The organism is Arthrobacter sp. zg-Y1116 (assembly GCF_024385485.1).
Taxonomy (GTDB): domain Bacteria; phylum Actinomycetota; class Actinomycetes; order Actinomycetales; family Micrococcaceae; genus Arthrobacter_B.
In genome coordinates this window covers 689,811-706,009 of sequence record NZ_JANFLR010000001.1, presented here as the reverse complement: position 1 = coordinate 706,009, position 16,199 = coordinate 689,811, and the positions used below count along the sequence as shown (strand labels likewise).

Annotated in this window: 14 protein-coding genes and 1 pseudogene; 8 read left to right on the top strand and 7 right to left on the bottom strand. The window is 66.5% G+C overall.

Annotation, left to right across the window (positions count from 1 at the left end):
- The first annotated feature begins 72 nt into the window (after window positions 1–72).
- Window positions 73–1,521, top strand: coding sequence for a cardiolipin synthase (gene cls / locus NNX34_RS03255; RefSeq protein ID WP_255765097.1), 1,449 nt, complete (start codon window positions 73–75; stop codon window positions 1,519–1,521).
- Between the two features lie 3 nt (window positions 1,522–1,524).
- On the opposite strand, the gene NNX34_RS03250 is transcribed toward cls, so the two are convergent.
- Both NNX34_RS03250 and NNX34_RS03245 read right to left on the bottom strand, forming a co-directional pair.
- Entirely contained in the window at window positions 1,525–2,115 is a 591-nt protein-coding gene (locus tag NNX34_RS03250) for a hypothetical protein (RefSeq protein WP_255765096.1), read from the bottom strand.
- Window positions 2,116–2,178: 63 nt separating this feature from the next.
- Entirely contained in the window at window positions 2,179–2,982 is an 804-nt protein-coding gene (locus NNX34_RS03245) for a methyltransferase domain-containing protein (protein WP_255765095.1), read from the bottom strand.
- A 256-nt stretch (window positions 2,983–3,238) separates the two neighbouring features.
- On the opposite strand from NNX34_RS03245, the gene dnaK reads away from it, so the two are divergent.
- The 5 genes and pseudogenes from dnaK to NNX34_RS03220 all read left to right on the top strand — a co-directional run bounded on the left by dnaK (window position 3,239) and on the right by NNX34_RS03220 (window position 8,262).
- Window positions 3,239–5,125, top strand: coding sequence for a molecular chaperone DnaK (gene dnaK, locus NNX34_RS03240; RefSeq protein WP_255765094.1), 1,887 nt, complete (start codon window positions 3,239–3,241; stop codon window positions 5,123–5,125).
- 2 nt (window positions 5,126–5,127) lie between these two features.
- Complete coding sequence (locus NNX34_RS03235) at window positions 5,128–5,772, top strand: nucleotide exchange factor GrpE (protein WP_255765093.1); 645 nt, start codon at window positions 5,128–5,130, stop codon at window positions 5,770–5,772.
- Between the two features lie 137 nt (window positions 5,773–5,909).
- Window positions 5,910–6,908 carry a DnaJ C-terminal domain-containing protein gene (locus NNX34_RS03230; RefSeq protein ID WP_255765092.1) on the top strand — a complete coding sequence of 333 codons (999 nt, stop codon included), beginning with the start codon at window positions 5,910–5,912 and terminating at the stop codon, window positions 6,906–6,908.
- Window positions 6,909–6,977: 69 nt separating this feature from the next.
- Window positions 6,978–7,376: pseudogene (locus NNX34_RS03225) on the top strand (heat shock protein transcriptional repressor HspR); the annotation flags it as partial.
- A gap of 151 nt (window positions 7,377–7,527) precedes the next feature.
- Entirely contained in the window at window positions 7,528–8,262 is a 735-nt protein-coding gene (locus tag NNX34_RS03220) for an MOSC domain-containing protein (protein WP_255765090.1), read from the top strand.
- A 222-nt stretch (window positions 8,263–8,484) separates the two neighbouring features.
- On the opposite strand, the gene NNX34_RS03215 is transcribed toward NNX34_RS03220, so the two are convergent.
- From NNX34_RS03215 to trmB, 3 genes are read right to left on the bottom strand one after another with little or no spacing between them, the layout of a single operon-like run.
- On the bottom strand, window positions 8,485–9,135 hold the full coding sequence (locus tag NNX34_RS03215) for a class I SAM-dependent methyltransferase (protein WP_255765089.1): 651 nt from the start codon (window positions 9,133–9,135) through the stop codon (window positions 8,485–8,487).
- Window positions 9,132–10,130: an NYN domain-containing protein gene (locus tag NNX34_RS03210; protein WP_227919205.1), complete on the bottom strand. Its 999-nt coding sequence runs from the start codon at window positions 10,128–10,130 to the stop codon at window positions 9,132–9,134. Before NNX34_RS03210 ends, NNX34_RS03215 begins: the two co-directional genes overlap by 4 nt.
- Window positions 10,131–10,135: 5 nt before the next feature.
- Window positions 10,136–11,002: a tRNA (guanosine(46)-N7)-methyltransferase TrmB gene (gene trmB / locus NNX34_RS03205; RefSeq protein WP_255765087.1), complete on the bottom strand. Its 867-nt coding sequence runs from the start codon at window positions 11,000–11,002 to the stop codon at window positions 10,136–10,138.
- 286 nt (window positions 11,003–11,288) lie between these two features.
- Here trmB and NNX34_RS03200 point away from each other — a divergent pair, with 286 nt between their 5' ends.
- Complete coding sequence (locus NNX34_RS03200) at window positions 11,289–12,914, top strand: DEAD/DEAH box helicase (protein WP_255765086.1); 1,626 nt, start codon at window positions 11,289–11,291, stop codon at window positions 12,912–12,914.
- Between the two features lie 79 nt (window positions 12,915–12,993).
- On the opposite strand, the gene NNX34_RS03195 is transcribed toward NNX34_RS03200, so the two are convergent.
- Window positions 12,994–13,455 (bottom strand): pyridoxamine 5'-phosphate oxidase family protein, encoded by a 462-nt coding sequence (locus NNX34_RS03195; protein WP_255765085.1) that lies wholly within the window; start codon window positions 13,453–13,455, stop codon window positions 12,994–12,996.
- Window positions 13,456–13,542: 87 nt separating this feature from the next.
- Here NNX34_RS03195 and NNX34_RS03190 point away from each other — a divergent pair, with 87 nt between their 5' ends.
- On the top strand, window positions 13,543–14,007 hold the full coding sequence (locus NNX34_RS03190) for a YccF domain-containing protein (RefSeq protein WP_255765084.1): 465 nt from the start codon (window positions 13,543–13,545) through the stop codon (window positions 14,005–14,007).
- A 16-nt stretch (window positions 14,008–14,023) separates the two neighbouring features.
- Here NNX34_RS03190 and NNX34_RS03185 read toward each other — a convergent pair whose 3' ends face one another.
- Complete coding sequence (locus NNX34_RS03185; RefSeq protein WP_255765083.1) at window positions 14,024–15,979, bottom strand: penicillin-binding transpeptidase domain-containing protein; 1,956 nt, start codon at window positions 15,977–15,979, stop codon at window positions 14,024–14,026.
- Window positions 15,980–16,199 lie beyond the last annotated feature (220 nt).

The window sequence follows — 16,199 nt, the reverse complement described above, 5'->3', positions numbered from 1 at the left end:
GGACCGATAGGCTGTCTGGAAGGCGGCGTCGGGGAGGAGCAGGGTGTGTGGTGGTCTGTGTCGGGTTTTGACGTGTCCGGGTGGACAGCCGTCGTCCTGACCACGGTGGATTATGCGATCCGGATCATTGCCCTGGGCGTTGTACCCGGCAACCGCCGTCCCACCACCGCTATGGCCTGGCTGTTGTGCATCTTCTTCCTGCCGATTCCCGGGATCATCCTTTTTTCCTTCTTCGGCAACCACCGGCTGTCCGAGCACCGGGTGAAACGGCAGGCCGAAATCAGCCGCCTGGTCCGTGAAAACACCAAGGAACTGGAAACCGAGGGCACCAATTACGACGGCCCCGAGTGGGTGCTGAATGCGGCGGAACTCAACCGCCGGCTGGGATCCTTCCCCACCCTGGACGGCAACAAGGTGGACCTGCAACGTGACTACCACGAGTCCGTTTCCGAAATGACCGAGGCCGTGGGGAAGGCTACGCGGTACGTCCATGTGGAGTTCTACATCATGGGGTACGACGCCGTCACCCGCGACTTTTTCCGAGCCCTGAATGACGCTGCCGCCCGCGGCGTCACCGTCCGGCTCCTGTTTGACCACATCGGCACCCTCCGCATCCCCGGTTACCGGAAGCTGCTGCGCGAACTGCGCGGCAGCGACATCCAGTGGCGGCGGATGCTGCCGGTCAATCCCTTCCGCGGGCGCTGGCGCCGGCCGGATCTGCGCAACCACCGCAAGATCCTGGTGGTGGACGGGGATGTGGGCTTCACCGGCTCCCAGAACCTGGTGGAACCGGCCTACAACAAACGCCGCAACCGCCGGTCCGGACGCAAATGGGTCGAACTGATGGCCCGGATGGAAGGGCCGGTGGTGGATGAACTCAATGTCGTCTTCGCCACGGACTGGAACGCCGAGACCGACGAAAACCTGGAACGGGAACTGAGCCTGTACGAATCGTCGTCCAATCCGGGCGGCGTCACGTGCCAGGTGGTGCCCAGCGGCCCCGGCTTCAGCACCGAAAACAACCTGCGCCTCTTCGCGTCCCTCATTTATTCGGCGAGCGACCGCATTTCCATCACCAGCCCGTACTTCGTCCCCGATGACACGCTGCTTTACGCAGTGACGACGGCGGCGCAGCGAGGCGTGGAAGTGGAGCTGTTCGTCTCCGAGAAAGGCGACCAGTTCCTCGTGGACCACGCGCAGCGCTCCTATTACGAGGCGCTGCTGCGGGCGGGGGTCCGGATCTACCAGTACCCCAAACCGCTGGTACTGCATGCGAAGCACTTCACCATCGACAATGAGGTGGCGGTGCTGGGGTCCAGCAACATGGACATGCGCTCCTTCTCGCTGAACCTCGAGGTCTCGGTGATGATGTTCGACGGCACCATCGTCGAGCAGATGCGCCGCATCGAGGACACCTACCGCGCACTGTCCAAGGAGCTCATCCTGGACAACTGGGTGGGCCGGCCGCTGTGGCAGCGGTACATCGACAACGTGGCCAGGCTGACGGCGACCCTGCAGTAGTCCCTAGCCGGGAATGTTCCCCGGTTCCGGCTGCAGCCGGGACAGGACGGTCCCCAGCGCTGCCGCGGCGTTCCCCTGCGGACCCACGAGCCGTACGGTGAGATCCGCGGCGGAGGCGGCGTCGTCGTCGGCCGCCCAGCGCCGTTCCTGCGCCGCCCACCGTTCCCAGTGCGGAGCATAGGTTCCTCCGTCGCGCTCCAGCGCGACCCGGCGGCGGACGCTTTCCTCACCCGCCACCCAGATCGTGGTGTCCAGCAGCTGCCGGGCAGCGCGGTGGGCGGCGCCGACGCCTTCGAAGACCACGGCGTCGGCCGGTTCGGTTCTCTGCCAGCCGCCGCAGCGTCCGGCGGCCCAGTCCCAGGACTGCCAGCGGGCCGCCCGTCCCTGGGCGAGCGGGCGCAGGATGTGCTCGCGGTAGTAGGTCATTCCCGCTTCCAGCCCGTCCCAGCCGGGGTAGACATCCTCCAGATGGAACACCCGCACGGAACCGGAGCGGGACAGGGCAGCGGCAATCCCGGCGGCCAGGGTGGTTTTTCCGGCGCCGGAGAAGCCGTCCACCGCAATGAGCAGGGGTGCGGCGGGGCTAACCGGCATCGGGGGAGTTCCCGGTGCACACGGTCATGATGGCGGACATTCCTTAACCCTAGCCAGAAACGGTCAGGCCCTGAGGAGCAGTTCACCGCAGGGGATCAGGAACCAGCCGTCCGGGGCACCGGCCCACTCCTGCCAGCCGGCGGCAAGCTGCGCCAGCAGGTGGCTGTCCGCCAGTCCGCGTTCCTGCGCCTGCTCCGCGAAGGCGGAGTGCAGTACGCGTTCGGACCAGGAGTCCGCGTGCCCGCGCCGCTCTTCCGGTGTTGCGTAGAGCCAGTTGGAGGATGAGGGTGTGACGTCGGTGAAGCCGGCCTCCAGCGCCCAGGCCAGCAGGTGCCGGCCGGCATCGGGCTCAGCGGAGTTGCCGCGGGCAATCTCCTGGTAGATCCGCATCCACTCCGCCAGCGCGGGCGTGGGCGGATGCCAGATCATGCCGGAGAAATCGGCGTCGCGCACCGCCACCAGCCCGCCCGGTTTCGCGACCCGGCGCATTTCCCGAAGCGCGGCCACCGGGTCCATCAGGTGCTGGAGCACCTGGTGGGCATGGACAACGTCGAACGTTTCGTCCGGAAAATCCAGGTCATAGACGTTCCCGGCAACAAAGGAGGCGTTGGCCAGTCCGCGTCCGGCCGCCCGTGCCCGGGCCTGGACAAGGACGTCTTCGGAGGAGTCCAGGCCCACCACCGGGCCCGGAGCCGCAAGCGCGGCGAAGTCGGCGGTGATGCTGCCCGGGCCGCAGCCGACGTCGAGAATGCTTACTCCCGGCTGCAGTTCCGGCAGCAGATACGCGGCGCAGTCCCGTGCCGTGCGGAGGGCATGGGCGTCCACCACGCTGCGGTGATGGCCGTGGGAATAGGTTTCGGAAGCCATGGCAGGACCCTACCGCCCGGCCAGCCGGAGAAGGGGAAGGTCCCGCTGCCGTGTTCCGCAACCTCCGGGCGCAAAGTTGAGCCTGAGACGCTCAAGTTTGTTGACAAAGAAGTACTGCTGAGTAAAGTTGAGTGCAGAACGCTCAATTGCTCTACGTGGCGATCCGCGGACCCCTACCTGGCAGATTCGACTGCAGGTTTGGTCCGGGCGGAGCCGTCACGAGATGCGGGTTTCTCCAAGGAAAGAGGAAGCAAATATGTCACGTGCAGTAGGTATTGACCTCGGTACTACCAACTCGGTTGTCTCGGTCCTGGAAGGCGGCGAGCCCACGGTTATCGCCAACGCCGAAGGCGGCCGCACCACTCCGTCCGTCGTAGCCTTCGCCAAGTCCGGCGAAGTCCTGGTAGGCGAGATCGCCAAGCGCCAGGCAGTCAACAACATTGACCGCACCATCGCTTCCGTCAAGCGCCACATGGGCACCGACTGGAACGTAGACGTGGACGGCAAGAAGTACACCGCCCAGGAGATCTCCGCCCGCATCCTGATGAAGCTGAAGAACGACGCCGAGGCGTACCTCGGCGAGAAGGTCACGGACGCCGTGGTCACCGTTCCCGCCTACTTCAACGACGCCGAGCGCCAGGCCACCAAGGAAGCCGGCGAGATTGCCGGCCTGAACGTGCTGCGCATCGTCAACGAGCCCACCGCTGCTGCCCTGGCCTACGGCCTGGACAAGGGCAAGGAAGACGAACTCATCCTGGTCTTCGACCTCGGCGGCGGCACCTTCGACGTTTCCCTGCTGGAAGTCGGCAAGGACGAAGACGAGTTCTCCACCATCCAGGTCCGTGCCACGGCCGGCGACAACCGCCTCGGCGGCGACGACTGGGACCAGCGGATTGTCGATTACCTGCTGAGCCAGGCCAAGGCCAAGGGTGCTGATCTGTCCAAGGACAAGATCGCCCTGCAGCGACTGAAGGAAGCAGCGGAGCAGGCCAAGAAGGAACTCTCCTCGGCTACCTCCACCAACATCTCCCTGCAGTACCTCTCGGTCACCCCCGAAGGCCCGGTCCACCTGGACGAGCACCTGTCGCGTGCCAAGTTCCAGGACCTGACCAAGGACCTGCTGGACCGCACCAAGAAGCCGTTCAACGACGTCATCAGCGAAGCCGGCATCAAGGTTTCGGACATCGACCACATCATCCTCGTGGGTGGTTCCACCCGTATGCCCGCCGTCTCCGAACTGGTGAAGGAACTGGCCGGCGGCCAGGAGCCCAACAAGGGCGTGAACCCGGACGAGGTTGTGGCCGTGGGCGCTGCCCTGCAGGCCGGCGTGCTGAAGGGTGAGCGCAAGGACGTCCTCCTCATCGACGTCACGCCGCTGTCCCTCGGCATCGAAACCAAGGGCGGTGTGATGACCAAGCTGATCGAGCGCAACACGGCCATCCCCACCAAGCGCAGCGAGACCTTCACCACCGCGGATGACAACCAGCCGTCCGTGGCCATCCAGGTCTTCCAGGGCGAACGCGAGTTCACCCGCGACAACAAGCCGCTGGGTACGTTCGAGCTGACCGGCATTGCGCCGGCTCCGCGCGGCGTTCCGCAGATCGAGGTCACCTTCGACATAGACGCCAACGGCATTGTGCACGTGTCCGCGAAGGACAAGGGCACCGGCGCCGAGCAGTCCATGACCATCACCGGCGGGTCCTCCCTCAACAAGGAAGACATCGACCGCATGGTCCGCGAGGCCGAAGAGCACGCCGCGGAGGACAAGAAGCGCCGCGAGGCCGCCGACATCCGCAACTCGGCCGAGCAGCTCGCCTACTCGGTGGACAAGCTCCTCGCCGACAATGACGACAAGCTGCCCGAAGACGTCAAGACCGAGGTCAAGGGCGACGTCGACGCGCTGAAGAAGGCGCTCGAAGGCACGGACAACGACGACGAGGTCAAGACTGCGTTTGAGAAGCTGCAGGCTTCCCAGACCAAGCTGGGCGAAGCTATCTACGCCCAGGCCTCCGCCGCCGGTGCTGACAGCACCCCCGGTGCCGCTGACGGTGCTCCGTCCGGTGACGGCTCTGCCGCAGGCAGCGCTGCCGGTGACGAAGACATCGTTGACGCCGAAGTTGTCGACGACGAAGAAAAGAAGTAATCATGCCGGCGGAAAACGAGCACGGGAACACTCCCGAAGGTGAAGAGCCCGTAAAGGGCCAGGAAACGCCCGGCTCGGGCGAGACTGCGGATTCCGCCAACGGTGGCGCGGCAGGGGAGGAAGCTTCGGCTTCCGCCCCGGCCGCCGGGGCCGACGGAGATGCACTCTCCCAGGCGGAACAGATCCTGAACAACGCCGACGTACCGGCCCAGCCTGCCGCATCCGGTTCACCGGAAGCCGCTGAACTGCGCAACGACCTGCTGCGCCTGCAGGCCGAGTACGTGAACTACCGCAAGCGGGTGGAACGCGACCGCGACGTCGCCCGGGACATGGCTGTCATCGGAGTGCTGAACTCCCTGATGCCTGTCCTGGACGACATTGACGCCGCGCGCCAGCACGGCGACCTGGCGGAGGGACCCTTCGCCGCGATCGCTACCAAGCTGGAAAACTCGCTGAAGACGTACGGACTCAGCCGCATCGATGAGACCGGGGTGGAGTTCGATCCGAACATCCACGAGGCACTCATCCAGCAGCAGAGCGCGGACGTCACGTTCGATACGGTGACGCAGATCCTGAGGGCCGGCTACAAGTCCGGCGACCGGGTCCTGCGAGCCGCGCAGGTGATTGTTTCGGTTCCGGAACAGTAGTTGCACCGTGTCCGGGGCCGCCGTAAAGCGGCCCCGGACATTTTTCCATCGGCAGGTCCCGCAGCAGGGGCAGCAGGCCCGGCAGCCGTGTTTTCGCGGCAATGCAGCGGGATTCGCAAATGAGGAAGGGACACCAATTGGCTAGTCAGGATTGGGTCGATAAGGACTTTTACAAGATTCTGGGTGTTCCCAAGGATGCGTCCGACGCCGACATCAAGAAGGCGTACCGCAAACTGGCGCGGAAGTACCATCCCGATCAGAACCAGGGCGACGCCAACTCCGAGCGGATGTTCAAGGACCTCTCCGAGGCGTATTCGGTCCTGTCCGACGCCGAGGAACGCCAGCAGTATGACGCCATCCGTGCCATGGGCAGCGGCGCCCGGTTTACTGCCGGCGGCCCCCAGGGCGGCGGCGGCGGTGCCGGCGGAGCCGGCTTCGAGGACATCTTCGGTGACCTGTTCGGCCAGACCGCACGCGGCGGCGGCCGGCGGACCACCTTCAACGCGGGCGGCAGCAACATCCCGCCCGAATTCGCCGACCTTTTCGGCGGCGGCGGCTTCGGCGGCGGCGGTTTCGGCGCCCCGCCGCCCACCAAGGGTGCCGACCGCACGGCCAGCACCACCATTTCCTTCGCCGGGTCCATTAACGGAACCGTGATCGGCCTGCGCGAACCCAGCGGCGAAGTGGTGGAGGTCCGGGTGCCGGCCGGCGTCAAGGACGGCCAGAAGATCCGGGTGCGCGGCAAGGGCCAGCCCGGCGCCGCAGGCGCGGGGGACCTGATGGTCACCGTCCACGTCACGCCGCACGATTTCTTCACCCGCGAGGGCAACAACATCCGGATCCACGTTCCGGTCTCGTTCCCCGAGGCCGCCCTCGGTGCGACCATCGAGGTGCCCACCCTCACCTCCGACACCGTCCGGCTCAAGGTACCCGCCGGAACACCGTCGGGACGCACCCTGCGGGTCAAGGGCCGCGGCGTGCACACCTCCAAGGGCAACGGGGACCTGTTGGTGACTATCGACGTCGCCGTTCCCACCCACCTGAACAAGGACGCCCGGGAAGCCGTCGAGGCATTCGCCGACGCGACCAAGGGCGAGGACCCCAGGGCCGGATTGGCAGCAAAAGCACGGTTGTAATTCCGGCGCTCCGCTCCCCGGAGGGTGAACTTCCCGCGTTACCATTTCAACAGCAGTGAAGGAGGAACAATGGGCATAGACGTCAATGCGCCTATCTTCGTGATCTCCGTTGCCGCTGAGCTCGCGGAGATGCATCCGCAGACCCTCCGGCAATACGACCGGCTCGGGATTGTCCGTCCCAGCCGGGCTCCGGGGAGGTCCCGCCGTTACTCCCAGCGCGACATCGAACTGCTGCGCGAGGTCCAGAAGCTCTCCCAGGAGGGGGTCTCCCTCGAAGGCATCAAGCGGATCATGGAGCTGCAGAACCAAGTCACCGGCCTGCGCCAGCGGATCGTGGAACTCTCCACCGAACTGGACGAGGCCCAGCGGCGCGCCCCCGACCGCAGCCGCGTCTTCGCTGCCGGGCTCGCCGGCGACGTCGTCACCCTCAGCCGCGGGCAGCGCCCGCCGGCCGCCGCCACCGCCGTGCAGCAGTTGGGCCTGGTCTCGCTGATGGAACGCCGGAGCCGGCTGCGCGCGCTTCCCGCAGGCAAGTCCGCCGAACGGAACTACGCCGACGACGGCTACATCCAGTCGCTCTAAGCGCCGGCCTGCAGGGCCTTTATGACACAATGCCGGGATGCCATATGAGGAAACCCCCGTAGGTAGCGTCCAGGCGTTGTACCGCTATCCGGTCAAGTCGACCGCGGGCCAGGCGCTGCGCGCCTCCACCGTGACCGACAGGGGATTGCAGCATGACCGCCGGTGGGCGGTTTACACCGACGACGGCGGCATCGCCAGCGGCAAACGGACCCGGCGCTTCCGCCCCGTGCCCGGGTTAATGCAGTGGTCCTCCAGGATCGAGGACAGTGAAACTGCGCCGTTGCTGCTGAGCCCCGAGGGCCGTCAATATCGAGTCGATGATCCGGCCGCCTCCCGGGCGCTGAGCGCGGCCTTCGGCCGGGAACTGACCCTGCGGCCCGAAACCGCTGTCAGGCACCATGACGAGACACCCCTGCACCTGGTGACCACATCCTCACTTGCCGCACTCGAGGGCCTGGCCGGTGCGGTGGATGAGCGCCGCTTCCGTGCCAACATCGTCATCGACACCGGTTCCAGGCCGGCGTTCTGCGAGGACCGATGGGTCGGCGCCGAACTGGTTCTCGGCGGCGAGGTCATTCTGTGTCTGGGGGAGGGGATGCCGCGCTGCGTGATGATCGACCAGGCGCAGGCCGGTGTTCCGGCGGAGCGCAAGGCGTTGAAGCTTCTCGGCGCGCACCACTCCGCTGAATTCGGGCTCCAGGCGCATGCCGTGCAGACCGGGAAGCTGCGGGTCGGAGACGTCGTCACCCTTCGCCGCAACCGAACCGCGTAACGGCTAGGTGCCGTCGCTCTGGTCAGGACCCGACGAGTCCGGTTCCGGGGGTCCGCCGTCCAGCGTCATAAACAGATCGATGGAAACACGGCCGGACATGGTGCCCTCCCCGTTTTGATGACGGCACTGGTAACCGTGCCGGGCACCATGCTCGCGACGCCGCGTTGCACCTGTCAATGAGCGGGAGGCGAGCAGGCGGTCCCCCGGGAAGCAGCCGGAGGGCTAGCGCAGCCGCCGTGCGCGAAGCACAACATCCTCGGTGTGGTGGGCGCCCGCACCGCTGGCAACGTGCCGTGGGCGGGTTTCGTCGACCTCTGTCCGCCAATCGTCATCGAGCAGTGCGGCCACGTCGGCAACTCCCACGTACTCGTGAAGGTCAATTCCGCGGGCCTTCGCTTCCTCCGCAGTGGGCGGCGGATGGTGCACCCACAGGAGAACCCCGCCCGGCGCGACGGCGCGAAGCAGCGCGTGTTCCGCTTCGTTCCCGTCAGTCCGCAGGAGTACGGGGTACTGCGCCGAAACCAGGTCAAAGGAGGCCGGCGGCAGGGCAGCCTCGACCAGACCGGCATGCACCCACTCCACCCGGACCGAACGCAGCCCGGCCTGGCGGGCCGCCCGGGCGAGGGCTACCCCCGAGACGTCCAGTGCAGTGACGTCCCACCCCTGTTCCGCCAGCCACAGGGCGTCTGCACCCTCACCGCAGCCCACATCCAAGGCGCGGGCAGGCCGGAGCCGCCGGGCCTCGCTGACCAGCACGGCATTCGGCTGCCCGCTCCACAATTCGCTGCTGCCGGCGTAGCGCCGGTCCCACAGCTCCTCAACGGCTGCAGGATCCCGCGGCTGGGAATCGGAGGGCTCGGCGCTGCGTGTCACCGGCGGGTGTCAGCCTCCGGGCGAAGACGGATAAGGCGCTGGGGTCCGTCGTCGTCCAGCTCCACCAGGTCGCCGTGCGAGGAAAGGAAATCGGTGAAGGACCGGAAGCCCAGCGGCTTCTCGTTGAAGGCCGGGTCCATCCGGCGCATCTGGTTCTTGACCGTGCCCGTGTTGAGCCACTCGTCGGCGTCGCCCTTGGCGTGGCCGATCTGCAGGGCCCGTACGAGGAGTTCCGTGGCGAGGACACCCGGGTCGACGTCGTCGGCGGGTTCCGGCTCCTCAAACCCGGCCTGTCCCGTGTGCGAGAACATGGGGACCGTAGTGAGCCTGCGGGCAGGGGCGGGATCGGGCTGGGAATCCGTCGGGGCCGCGGTTTTCCCGGCAGCGGTATCCGCCGCGGCCGGAGCGGCGGCTGCGGCTTCGATGCCGGGAAGTGAGTCGTAATCCTCGAATTCATCGCAGGCCGCAGCGAGGGACGTGCTGGTTGACCCGGCGACGCCGATGCCGACGACGAAGCGGCCGAGCCGCTTGGACTTCTGCGCGAGGGCAATGTAATCGCTGTCGCCGGCCACGATGATGACATGGGTCAGGTCGGGCAGGCGGAAGAGGTCTTCGACGACGTCCACGGCGAGGCGGATATCCGCCCCGTTCTTGGTTCCGCGCGTGGTGGTGGTGAACAGCTGCGTGAGGTCCACTGCCCGGGACATCAGCTGGCGCTGGTAACTCGCGTTCACCGGCACCGACCAGTCGGCATAGGCGCGGTTGACCACGAGGGTGCCGAAGGAAGCGGCGAAATCGATAATGGCGTTGAAATCGACCGTGGCGGCGGTGAGCTTGGCGGCAACTTCGGGATCCGCCTCGCGGTTCGTCCGGTCGAAATTGCGGATACCGTCGCGCTGGAACGCGTTGCGGCCATGCAACTGCTGATAGCGCGAGATGACAATGTTGTCGAAATCGATGTAGAGGCCGACGCGTGCGTCGTTCGGTTCAGTCATTTCAGTTAGATCCTTCGGTAAGCAAGGTCGAAAATCAGTCGGCCGGCCTCGTGGGCCTTGTTCTCGAAGCTGGTCAGGGTCCGGCCTTCGAAGCGCGGGGCCCAGCCGCCGCGAGTATCGACGTCGTCTTCCGGGGCCTTGTTCTCCAGGCCCTCCCGGTGCACGCGCGTCAGCGGGCTTTCTTCACCGGCACGCTCGCCGGCGTGCAGATTCTCGAACCGCGCCGATGCATCCAGCACCTCGCGCATCTGCACGGCGTAGTCGGACCAGTCGGTTGCCAGGCGCCACGTGCCGCCGGGCTCCAGCACCCGGGCCACCAGCTCCGCGAAGGATTCCTTGACCAGGCGGCGCTTGTGGTGGCGGGTCTTGTGCCAGGGGTCGGGGAAGAACACCCAAACCTCCGCCACGGACCCGGCCGGGAGCATGCTGGCCAGCACCTCCGGGGCATTTGCCTGGACCACGCGGATATTCGTCAGGCCCTTCTGGCCGATCCGCTGCAGCGTCTGCGCCAGGCCGGGAAGATAGACCTCCACGGCAAGGAAGTCCTTGTCCGGATTCTTCTCGGCGGCATGGGCAACGGCCTCGCCCAGGCCGGAGCCGATTTCGACGACGAGGGGAGCGGTGCGCCCGAACTCGACGGCGGCGTCGAACACGTACCCGGGGTGCACCGAGGTGTCCGCTTCGTCACGCGGGACATCAACCACGAAGCGGTCGGAGAGTTCGTCCCAGGCCTGCTGGCGGCGGCCCTGCAGGCGCGAGCCGCGCCGGACAAAGGACACCGGAGAGCGGAAATGCTGCTCCTCGTCGGTGCCGGCGGCGGGATCCACCGGCCCGGTTTCGGCGGCGTCGGGCAGGGCTGGTTCAGTAGTCATTACTGTTAATGCTATCGGCTGCCGCGGGTCCGGATTTCACCGCAGCCCCCGCCCCGATTAGGAAAGTTTCCGCATTGCGGTAAACTGGAGGCAGATGTTGGTCCTGCCACTGTTGAACCGTGCTTAAAATCCAAGGTTTAAACAGTGTGTGTAAGCAGTCCAGCCTGCGTCGATGAACGCTTTCTTTTGTCCCGCTTCAGTGCGGTAGACACTGTCTGACTTTTCTTCGGCGAACCCCCGGCCCAAACGGCGTTGGGGGCCTCTTACCGAAAGTTGCCTGTCTTTAATGACCACTTTTGCTGCCCTTGGTGTGCCCAAGGCACTTGTTTCCTCCCTCGCCGCCGCCGGAATTGACGAGGCCTTCCCCATCCAGGTGGAAACCCTTCCGGACACCCTCAAGGGCCGCGACGTCCTGGGCCGCGGCCGCACCGGCTCGGGCAAGACCCTCGCCTTCTCCCTCCCGCTGGTCACCCGGCTGGCCGAGAATGAGGCAGCCTACCGCCGCCGCCCGAACCGCCCGCTGGGCCTGGTCCTGGCGCCGACCCGCGAACTGGCCACGCAGATCAACAACGTGATTGAGCCTCTCGCGAAGGAACTGGGCCTGAACACCACCGTGATTTACGGCGGCGTGTCCCAGCAGCGCCAGGAAAAGGCACTCAAGGCCGGCGTCGATATCGTCATCGCCTGCCCGGGCCGCCTCGAAGACCTGATGAAGCAGAAGGTCATCAGCCTCGAGTCCGTCGAGATCACCGTCCTGGACGAGGCCGACCACATGGCGGACCTCGGCTTCCTGCCGGTTGTCCAGCGCCTGCTGGACCGCACTCCGGAAAAGGGCCAGCGGATGCTGTTCTCCGCCACGCTGGACAACGGCGTGGACAAGCTGGTCCGCCGTTACCTGTCCAACCCGCTGACGCACTCCGTCGATGAGCCGCAGGCAGCGGTGTCCACCATGGAGCACCACGTGCTGCTGGTCCAGGACCAGACCGCCAAGAAGCTGCTGGTCAAGGAACTGGCCGGTGGCCAGGGCCGCCGCATCATGTTCATGCGCACCAAGCACCACGCCCGCAAGATGGCCCAGTTCCTCACGGACAACGGAATCCCCACGGTGGACCTGCACGGCAACCTGTCCCAGAATGCCCGTGACCGCAACCTGGCGGAGTTCGCGTCCGGCGACGTCCGCGTCCTGGTCGCCACCGACGTCGCCGCCCGCGGCGTCCACGTGGATGACGTTGAACTCGTGGTCCACATTGATCCGCCCACGGAGCACAAGGCCTACCTCCACCGTTCAGGCCGTACGGCCCGCGCCGGATCCAGCGGAACCGTGGTGACGCTGACCCTCCCGGAGCAGAAGAGCGAGGTGTCGAAGCTGATGAAGGCTGCCGGCGTCGACGTTTCCATCGAGAAGGTCAGCCATAATTCGCCGTCCATCGCCAAGCTTGTCGGCGAACGCGCGGCCGTTGTGGAACCGCACGTCCGCGCTGCGCAGCTTGCAGCCAAGTCCCCGCAGCAGGGCGGCGGCCGCTCCACCGGCGCCAACGCCCAGCGCAAGCGCGCAGCCCGCAGCACGGGTGCTCCCCGCGCCGGCGGACGCGGCGGTACAGGCGGACGCGGCCGCGTTTCGGCTGAACGCCCGGACCGCAGCGAACGCAACGACCGCGCAGCAGCAGGCGACGACCTGCGTACGCAGCGTCCGGCCCGGTCTTCGGACGGACGCCGCAACAGCGCATCGGCTGCGACCGCATCCGGCCGTAACCGCCGCCCGGCAACCGGCCAGCGCGCCGAGGGTGCCGGCGGCGGCCAGCGTGCAGGCGGAGCCTCCCGCGGCGCCGGTGCAGCTTCCGGCCGTCCGGCACGCGCCGCCGGTCCCCGCCGCGCCACCGCGCCGGCGTCGAACGAACGCCGTTCCCGCTAAGGCATAGCAACAGCCGAAAGAGGCGCCGCACCCACGAGGTGCGGTGCCTCTTTTGGCGTCTGCTTTACGCGCGAGCGGGCTACTCCGTGTAGAGCCCCATTCCACGCAGCACATTGCGGCGGGCAGCATTGGAGAGAAGGAACCGGCGGCCGGTTGTCAGTTCCGGATCAATGCGGACAAACGCGTTTTTCGTCCCCGCCTGCCAGGGGAAGAGCGGGAGTTCCTCGGAATCCAGGATCTCCGAGAAGTCTTCGAGCAGGGTGGCGCCGCCCTTGAGCACCACGCTCCAGGCGGAGGACAGCGTGTCATCGTAACCGTCAATTTCGAACGCAACCCGATTGCCCGAGAGCGCGCCGGCCAGCTTGGTTCCGGTCGCGGTGCGGAAAACCACCGTGCCGTGGTCAACGGCGAAGTTAACGGGGAAAATTTCGGGATGTCCGTCGACAATTACGGCGAGCCGGCCGAACTTGGCTTGTCGGACGTAGGTCCAGCACTGGCTGGAAGTCAGGTGGTCTGCGGGGTTCTCGTCGCTGATCGGCATGGCGCCAGTCTAGGACAGGTGCAGGCGGGCGGGTATGCAGGCGGCGAAGCCGTGGCTAATGAGTACCGGGTAGAGAACAATGGAGCCATGAAAGCGATCCTGAACGTCATCTGGCTTCTGTTCGGCGGTATCTGGCTTGCCCTCGGTTATGCACTGGCGGGTGTGATCTGCTGCCTGCTGATTGTCACCATCCCGTTCGGTATCGCATCCTTCCGCATCGCCAACTATGCGCTCTGGCCGTTCGGTCGGACGGTCGTGGACCGGGGCGGGTTCACCGGCCCGCTCAGCCTGCTGGGAAACATCATCTGGCTGCTGCTGGCCGGCATCTGGATCGCCATTGGACACATCCTGACGGCCATCCCCATGTTCGTGAGCATCGTCGGGATTCCGCTGGGCATCGCGAATTTGAAGATGCTGCCGATTTCGCTGATGCCGCTGGGCAAGGTCATAGTGCCTACGGACACCTGGCAGATCACTCCGTACGCCGGGAACGCGTACCGGCAGCCGGGCTACCAGGGCCGGGTTGCACCCCGGCAGCAGTGGCCCTCCTGAGCCGTTCCCTTCGCGGTTAGCCCTGGGCGCCCTCAAGGAAGGCCTTCATCAGCGGCCCGCCTGAGGTGGAGCCCCGCTCACCCTGCTCCACGAACACCGCAACGGCCAGGTCGCCCTGGATCGCCAGCACCCATGCGTGGGTTTCCGGCGGCGTCTGGCTGCCGAACTCAGCGGTTCCGGTCTTGGCGAGCACGGGTTCGCCCGGCACGCCGAGCAGCATCTGCACTCCGCCTTCGGCGACGACGGCGCGCATCATCTCCCGCAGCGATGCGGCTTCCTCTGCCGTGAGGTTCCCCGGCACCGGAGCTGTCGTTTCAGGAGCGGAAGCGGTGGGAGAAGCCGAAGCGGACCCGCCGGCCGGGGCCGGCGAGGCGGATTCCCGGATCAGCGTGGGGGAGACCCGTTCACCCTTGCCGATAGAGGCACCGGCAACCGCCATGGCGAGCGGGGAGACCAGGACCTGCCCCTGTCCGATCAGCGAGGCTGCATGTTCGGTGCCTTCAGCCTCCGCCGGCACGGAGCCCAGGAACGCGTCCGTGCCGATCGAAGCATCCACACCGATACCCAGGTCTCCGGCGGCAGCGGAGAGGCCCTGCTGGGAAACGGTGCCCTGGGCATTGAGGAAGGCAGTGTTGCACGAGTTCGCGAATGCCGTGCGCAGCGGGATGCTGCCAGTGGCCTCGGCCGGGTAGCCGGGGACGTTGTTGAACTTCCGGCCGTCGACGTTAAGTTCGGACGGGCACTCCACAGTGCTGTCCGGTGTGGTGCCGTTACGCAGCATTGCCAGCGCGGTGGCTGTCTTGAACGTGGATCCCGGCGGGTACTGGCCCAGGAGGGCGGTTTGCTGGCCTTCGCTGCCGGGGCCGTTCGCCACGGTCAGGATTTCGCCGGTGGAGGGCTGGATGGCCACGATGGCGGACGCCGACGGCTCCTGCTCCAGGACTTCCTCAGCCAGCTGCTGCAGCCGTGGATCCAGGGTGGTCTGCAGATCAGCACCCGTCTGCGGGTCGATGCTCTTGACGGTGTCGCTGGTTCCGGCTGCATTTTCGACGGTGACTGTTACGCCGGGACTGCCTTGGAGCTGCGGGTTGTACTGCTTCTGCAGCCCGGACAGACCGGTCTGGTCCCCGGCGGACACCCTGCCCTCGGATTCCTCAACCAATTCCGCAGTCGCCTCGCCCACTGTGCCCAGCAGGGCACGGGCAAAGCTGCGGGTGGGCGCCAGGATCCGCTGCGCGGGTATGGCAAGTGCGCCGGGGATGGCTTCGATGGCCGCCGGGGTTGCCGGTCCCTCAGCTTCCTCGCGCTGGACAAGCGCCTCGACAAAGGCTTCGGGGCCGGAGGCCTGCACCTGGGCGGTGTACGAGGATGGGTCCAGCCCCACCAGTTCGGCCAGTGCCGCCGACGAGGACGCGTACTGCTCCTCGGAGAGGTCCGGCTTGTTGATGCCGATGCGGAGCACCGGCCGCGCGTTCATCAGCGGTTCCCCGTTGCGGTCGAGGATGTCTGCGCGGCCGCCTGGAGTAGTGGAGCGGACCAGCCGATCGCCGTCGAGAAGGGGACTGAACAGTACGGATGGTGCCCACTCAACCAGCCACTTGTCGTCTTCTCCGCGGCGGAGCTGGGCGGAGCTCTCATAGGTCCAGTCCGGCTCCGAATCACTGTTGACGTCCCAGGCGTAGGTCAGCCGTGCGGTGGCGGCGGCGTCGTCGTCCTCGTCTTCCTCAACGCCGGCCACCGCGACGGCAGGGCGGATCGGGCCCATGCCGGCGAGCAGCTCTTCCAGCTCGGCATTCACGTCGGCGGGAGTGCCCGCCGTAAAGGCAGACGCCGAAACATCCATCTGGCTCAGGCCCTCCGCCAATTCGGCGGCGGCGTTGTCAGGCGCCGGCTTGTCCCCCGAGCAGGACACCAGGGTCAGGGCCAGGGCGGCCACGGCAAGGACAGAAACGGAAGTACGGTTTTTCCCCATCCGCACAGGCTACCCGGGGTGGGTCCCGACTATGGATTCGGGACACGCAAAGGACGGTGCGGAATCTATCAAAGGGATTTGCGCTGTTCCGATTTCCTGGATGCGGCTCACAATCGGTGCCCGTCTGCTGTGATCCCGGGGCCGGTTTGCCCCGGTCGGGAACCCTGTGCAGGGCATGTTTTCCCTGCTACGGTTTTTGGAAACGGCCAGGGACGTGGCC

Bases quoted from the DNA above. Each gene is read 5' to 3' on its own strand.
- NNX34_RS03250 (WP_255765096.1), bottom strand. From the start codon at position 2,115: ATGCCGGTTAGCCCCGCCGCACCCCTGCTCATTGCGGTGGACGGCTTC.
- NNX34_RS03245 (WP_255765095.1), bottom strand. From the start codon at position 2,982: ATGGCTTCCGAAACCTATTCCCACGGCCATCACCGCAGCGTGGTGGAC.
- dnaK (WP_255765094.1), top strand. From the start codon at position 3,239: ATGTCACGTGCAGTAGGTATTGACCTCGGTACTACCAACTCGGTTGTC.
- NNX34_RS03235 (WP_255765093.1), top strand. From the start codon at position 5,128: ATGCCGGCGGAAAACGAGCACGGGAACACTCCCGAAGGTGAAGAGCCC.
- NNX34_RS03220 (WP_255765090.1), top strand. From the start codon at position 7,528: ATGCCATATGAGGAAACCCCCGTAGGTAGCGTCCAGGCGTTGTACCGC.
- NNX34_RS03210 (WP_227919205.1), bottom strand. From the start codon at position 10,130: ATGACTGAACCGAACGACGCACGCGTCGGCCTCTACATCGATTTCGAC.
- trmB (WP_255765087.1), bottom strand. From the start codon at position 11,002: ATGACTACTGAACCAGCCCTGCCCGACGCCGCCGAAACCGGGCCGGTG.
- NNX34_RS03200 (WP_255765086.1), top strand. From the start codon at position 11,289: ATGACCACTTTTGCTGCCCTTGGTGTGCCCAAGGCACTTGTTTCCTCC.
- NNX34_RS03195 (WP_255765085.1), bottom strand. From the start codon at position 13,455: ATGCCGATCAGCGACGAGAACCCCGCAGACCACCTGACTTCCAGCCAG.
- NNX34_RS03190 (WP_255765084.1), top strand. From the start codon at position 13,543: ATGAAAGCGATCCTGAACGTCATCTGGCTTCTGTTCGGCGGTATCTGG.
- NNX34_RS03185 (WP_255765083.1), bottom strand. From the start codon at position 15,979: ATGGGGAAAAACCGTACTTCCGTTTCTGTCCTTGCCGTGGCCGCCCTG.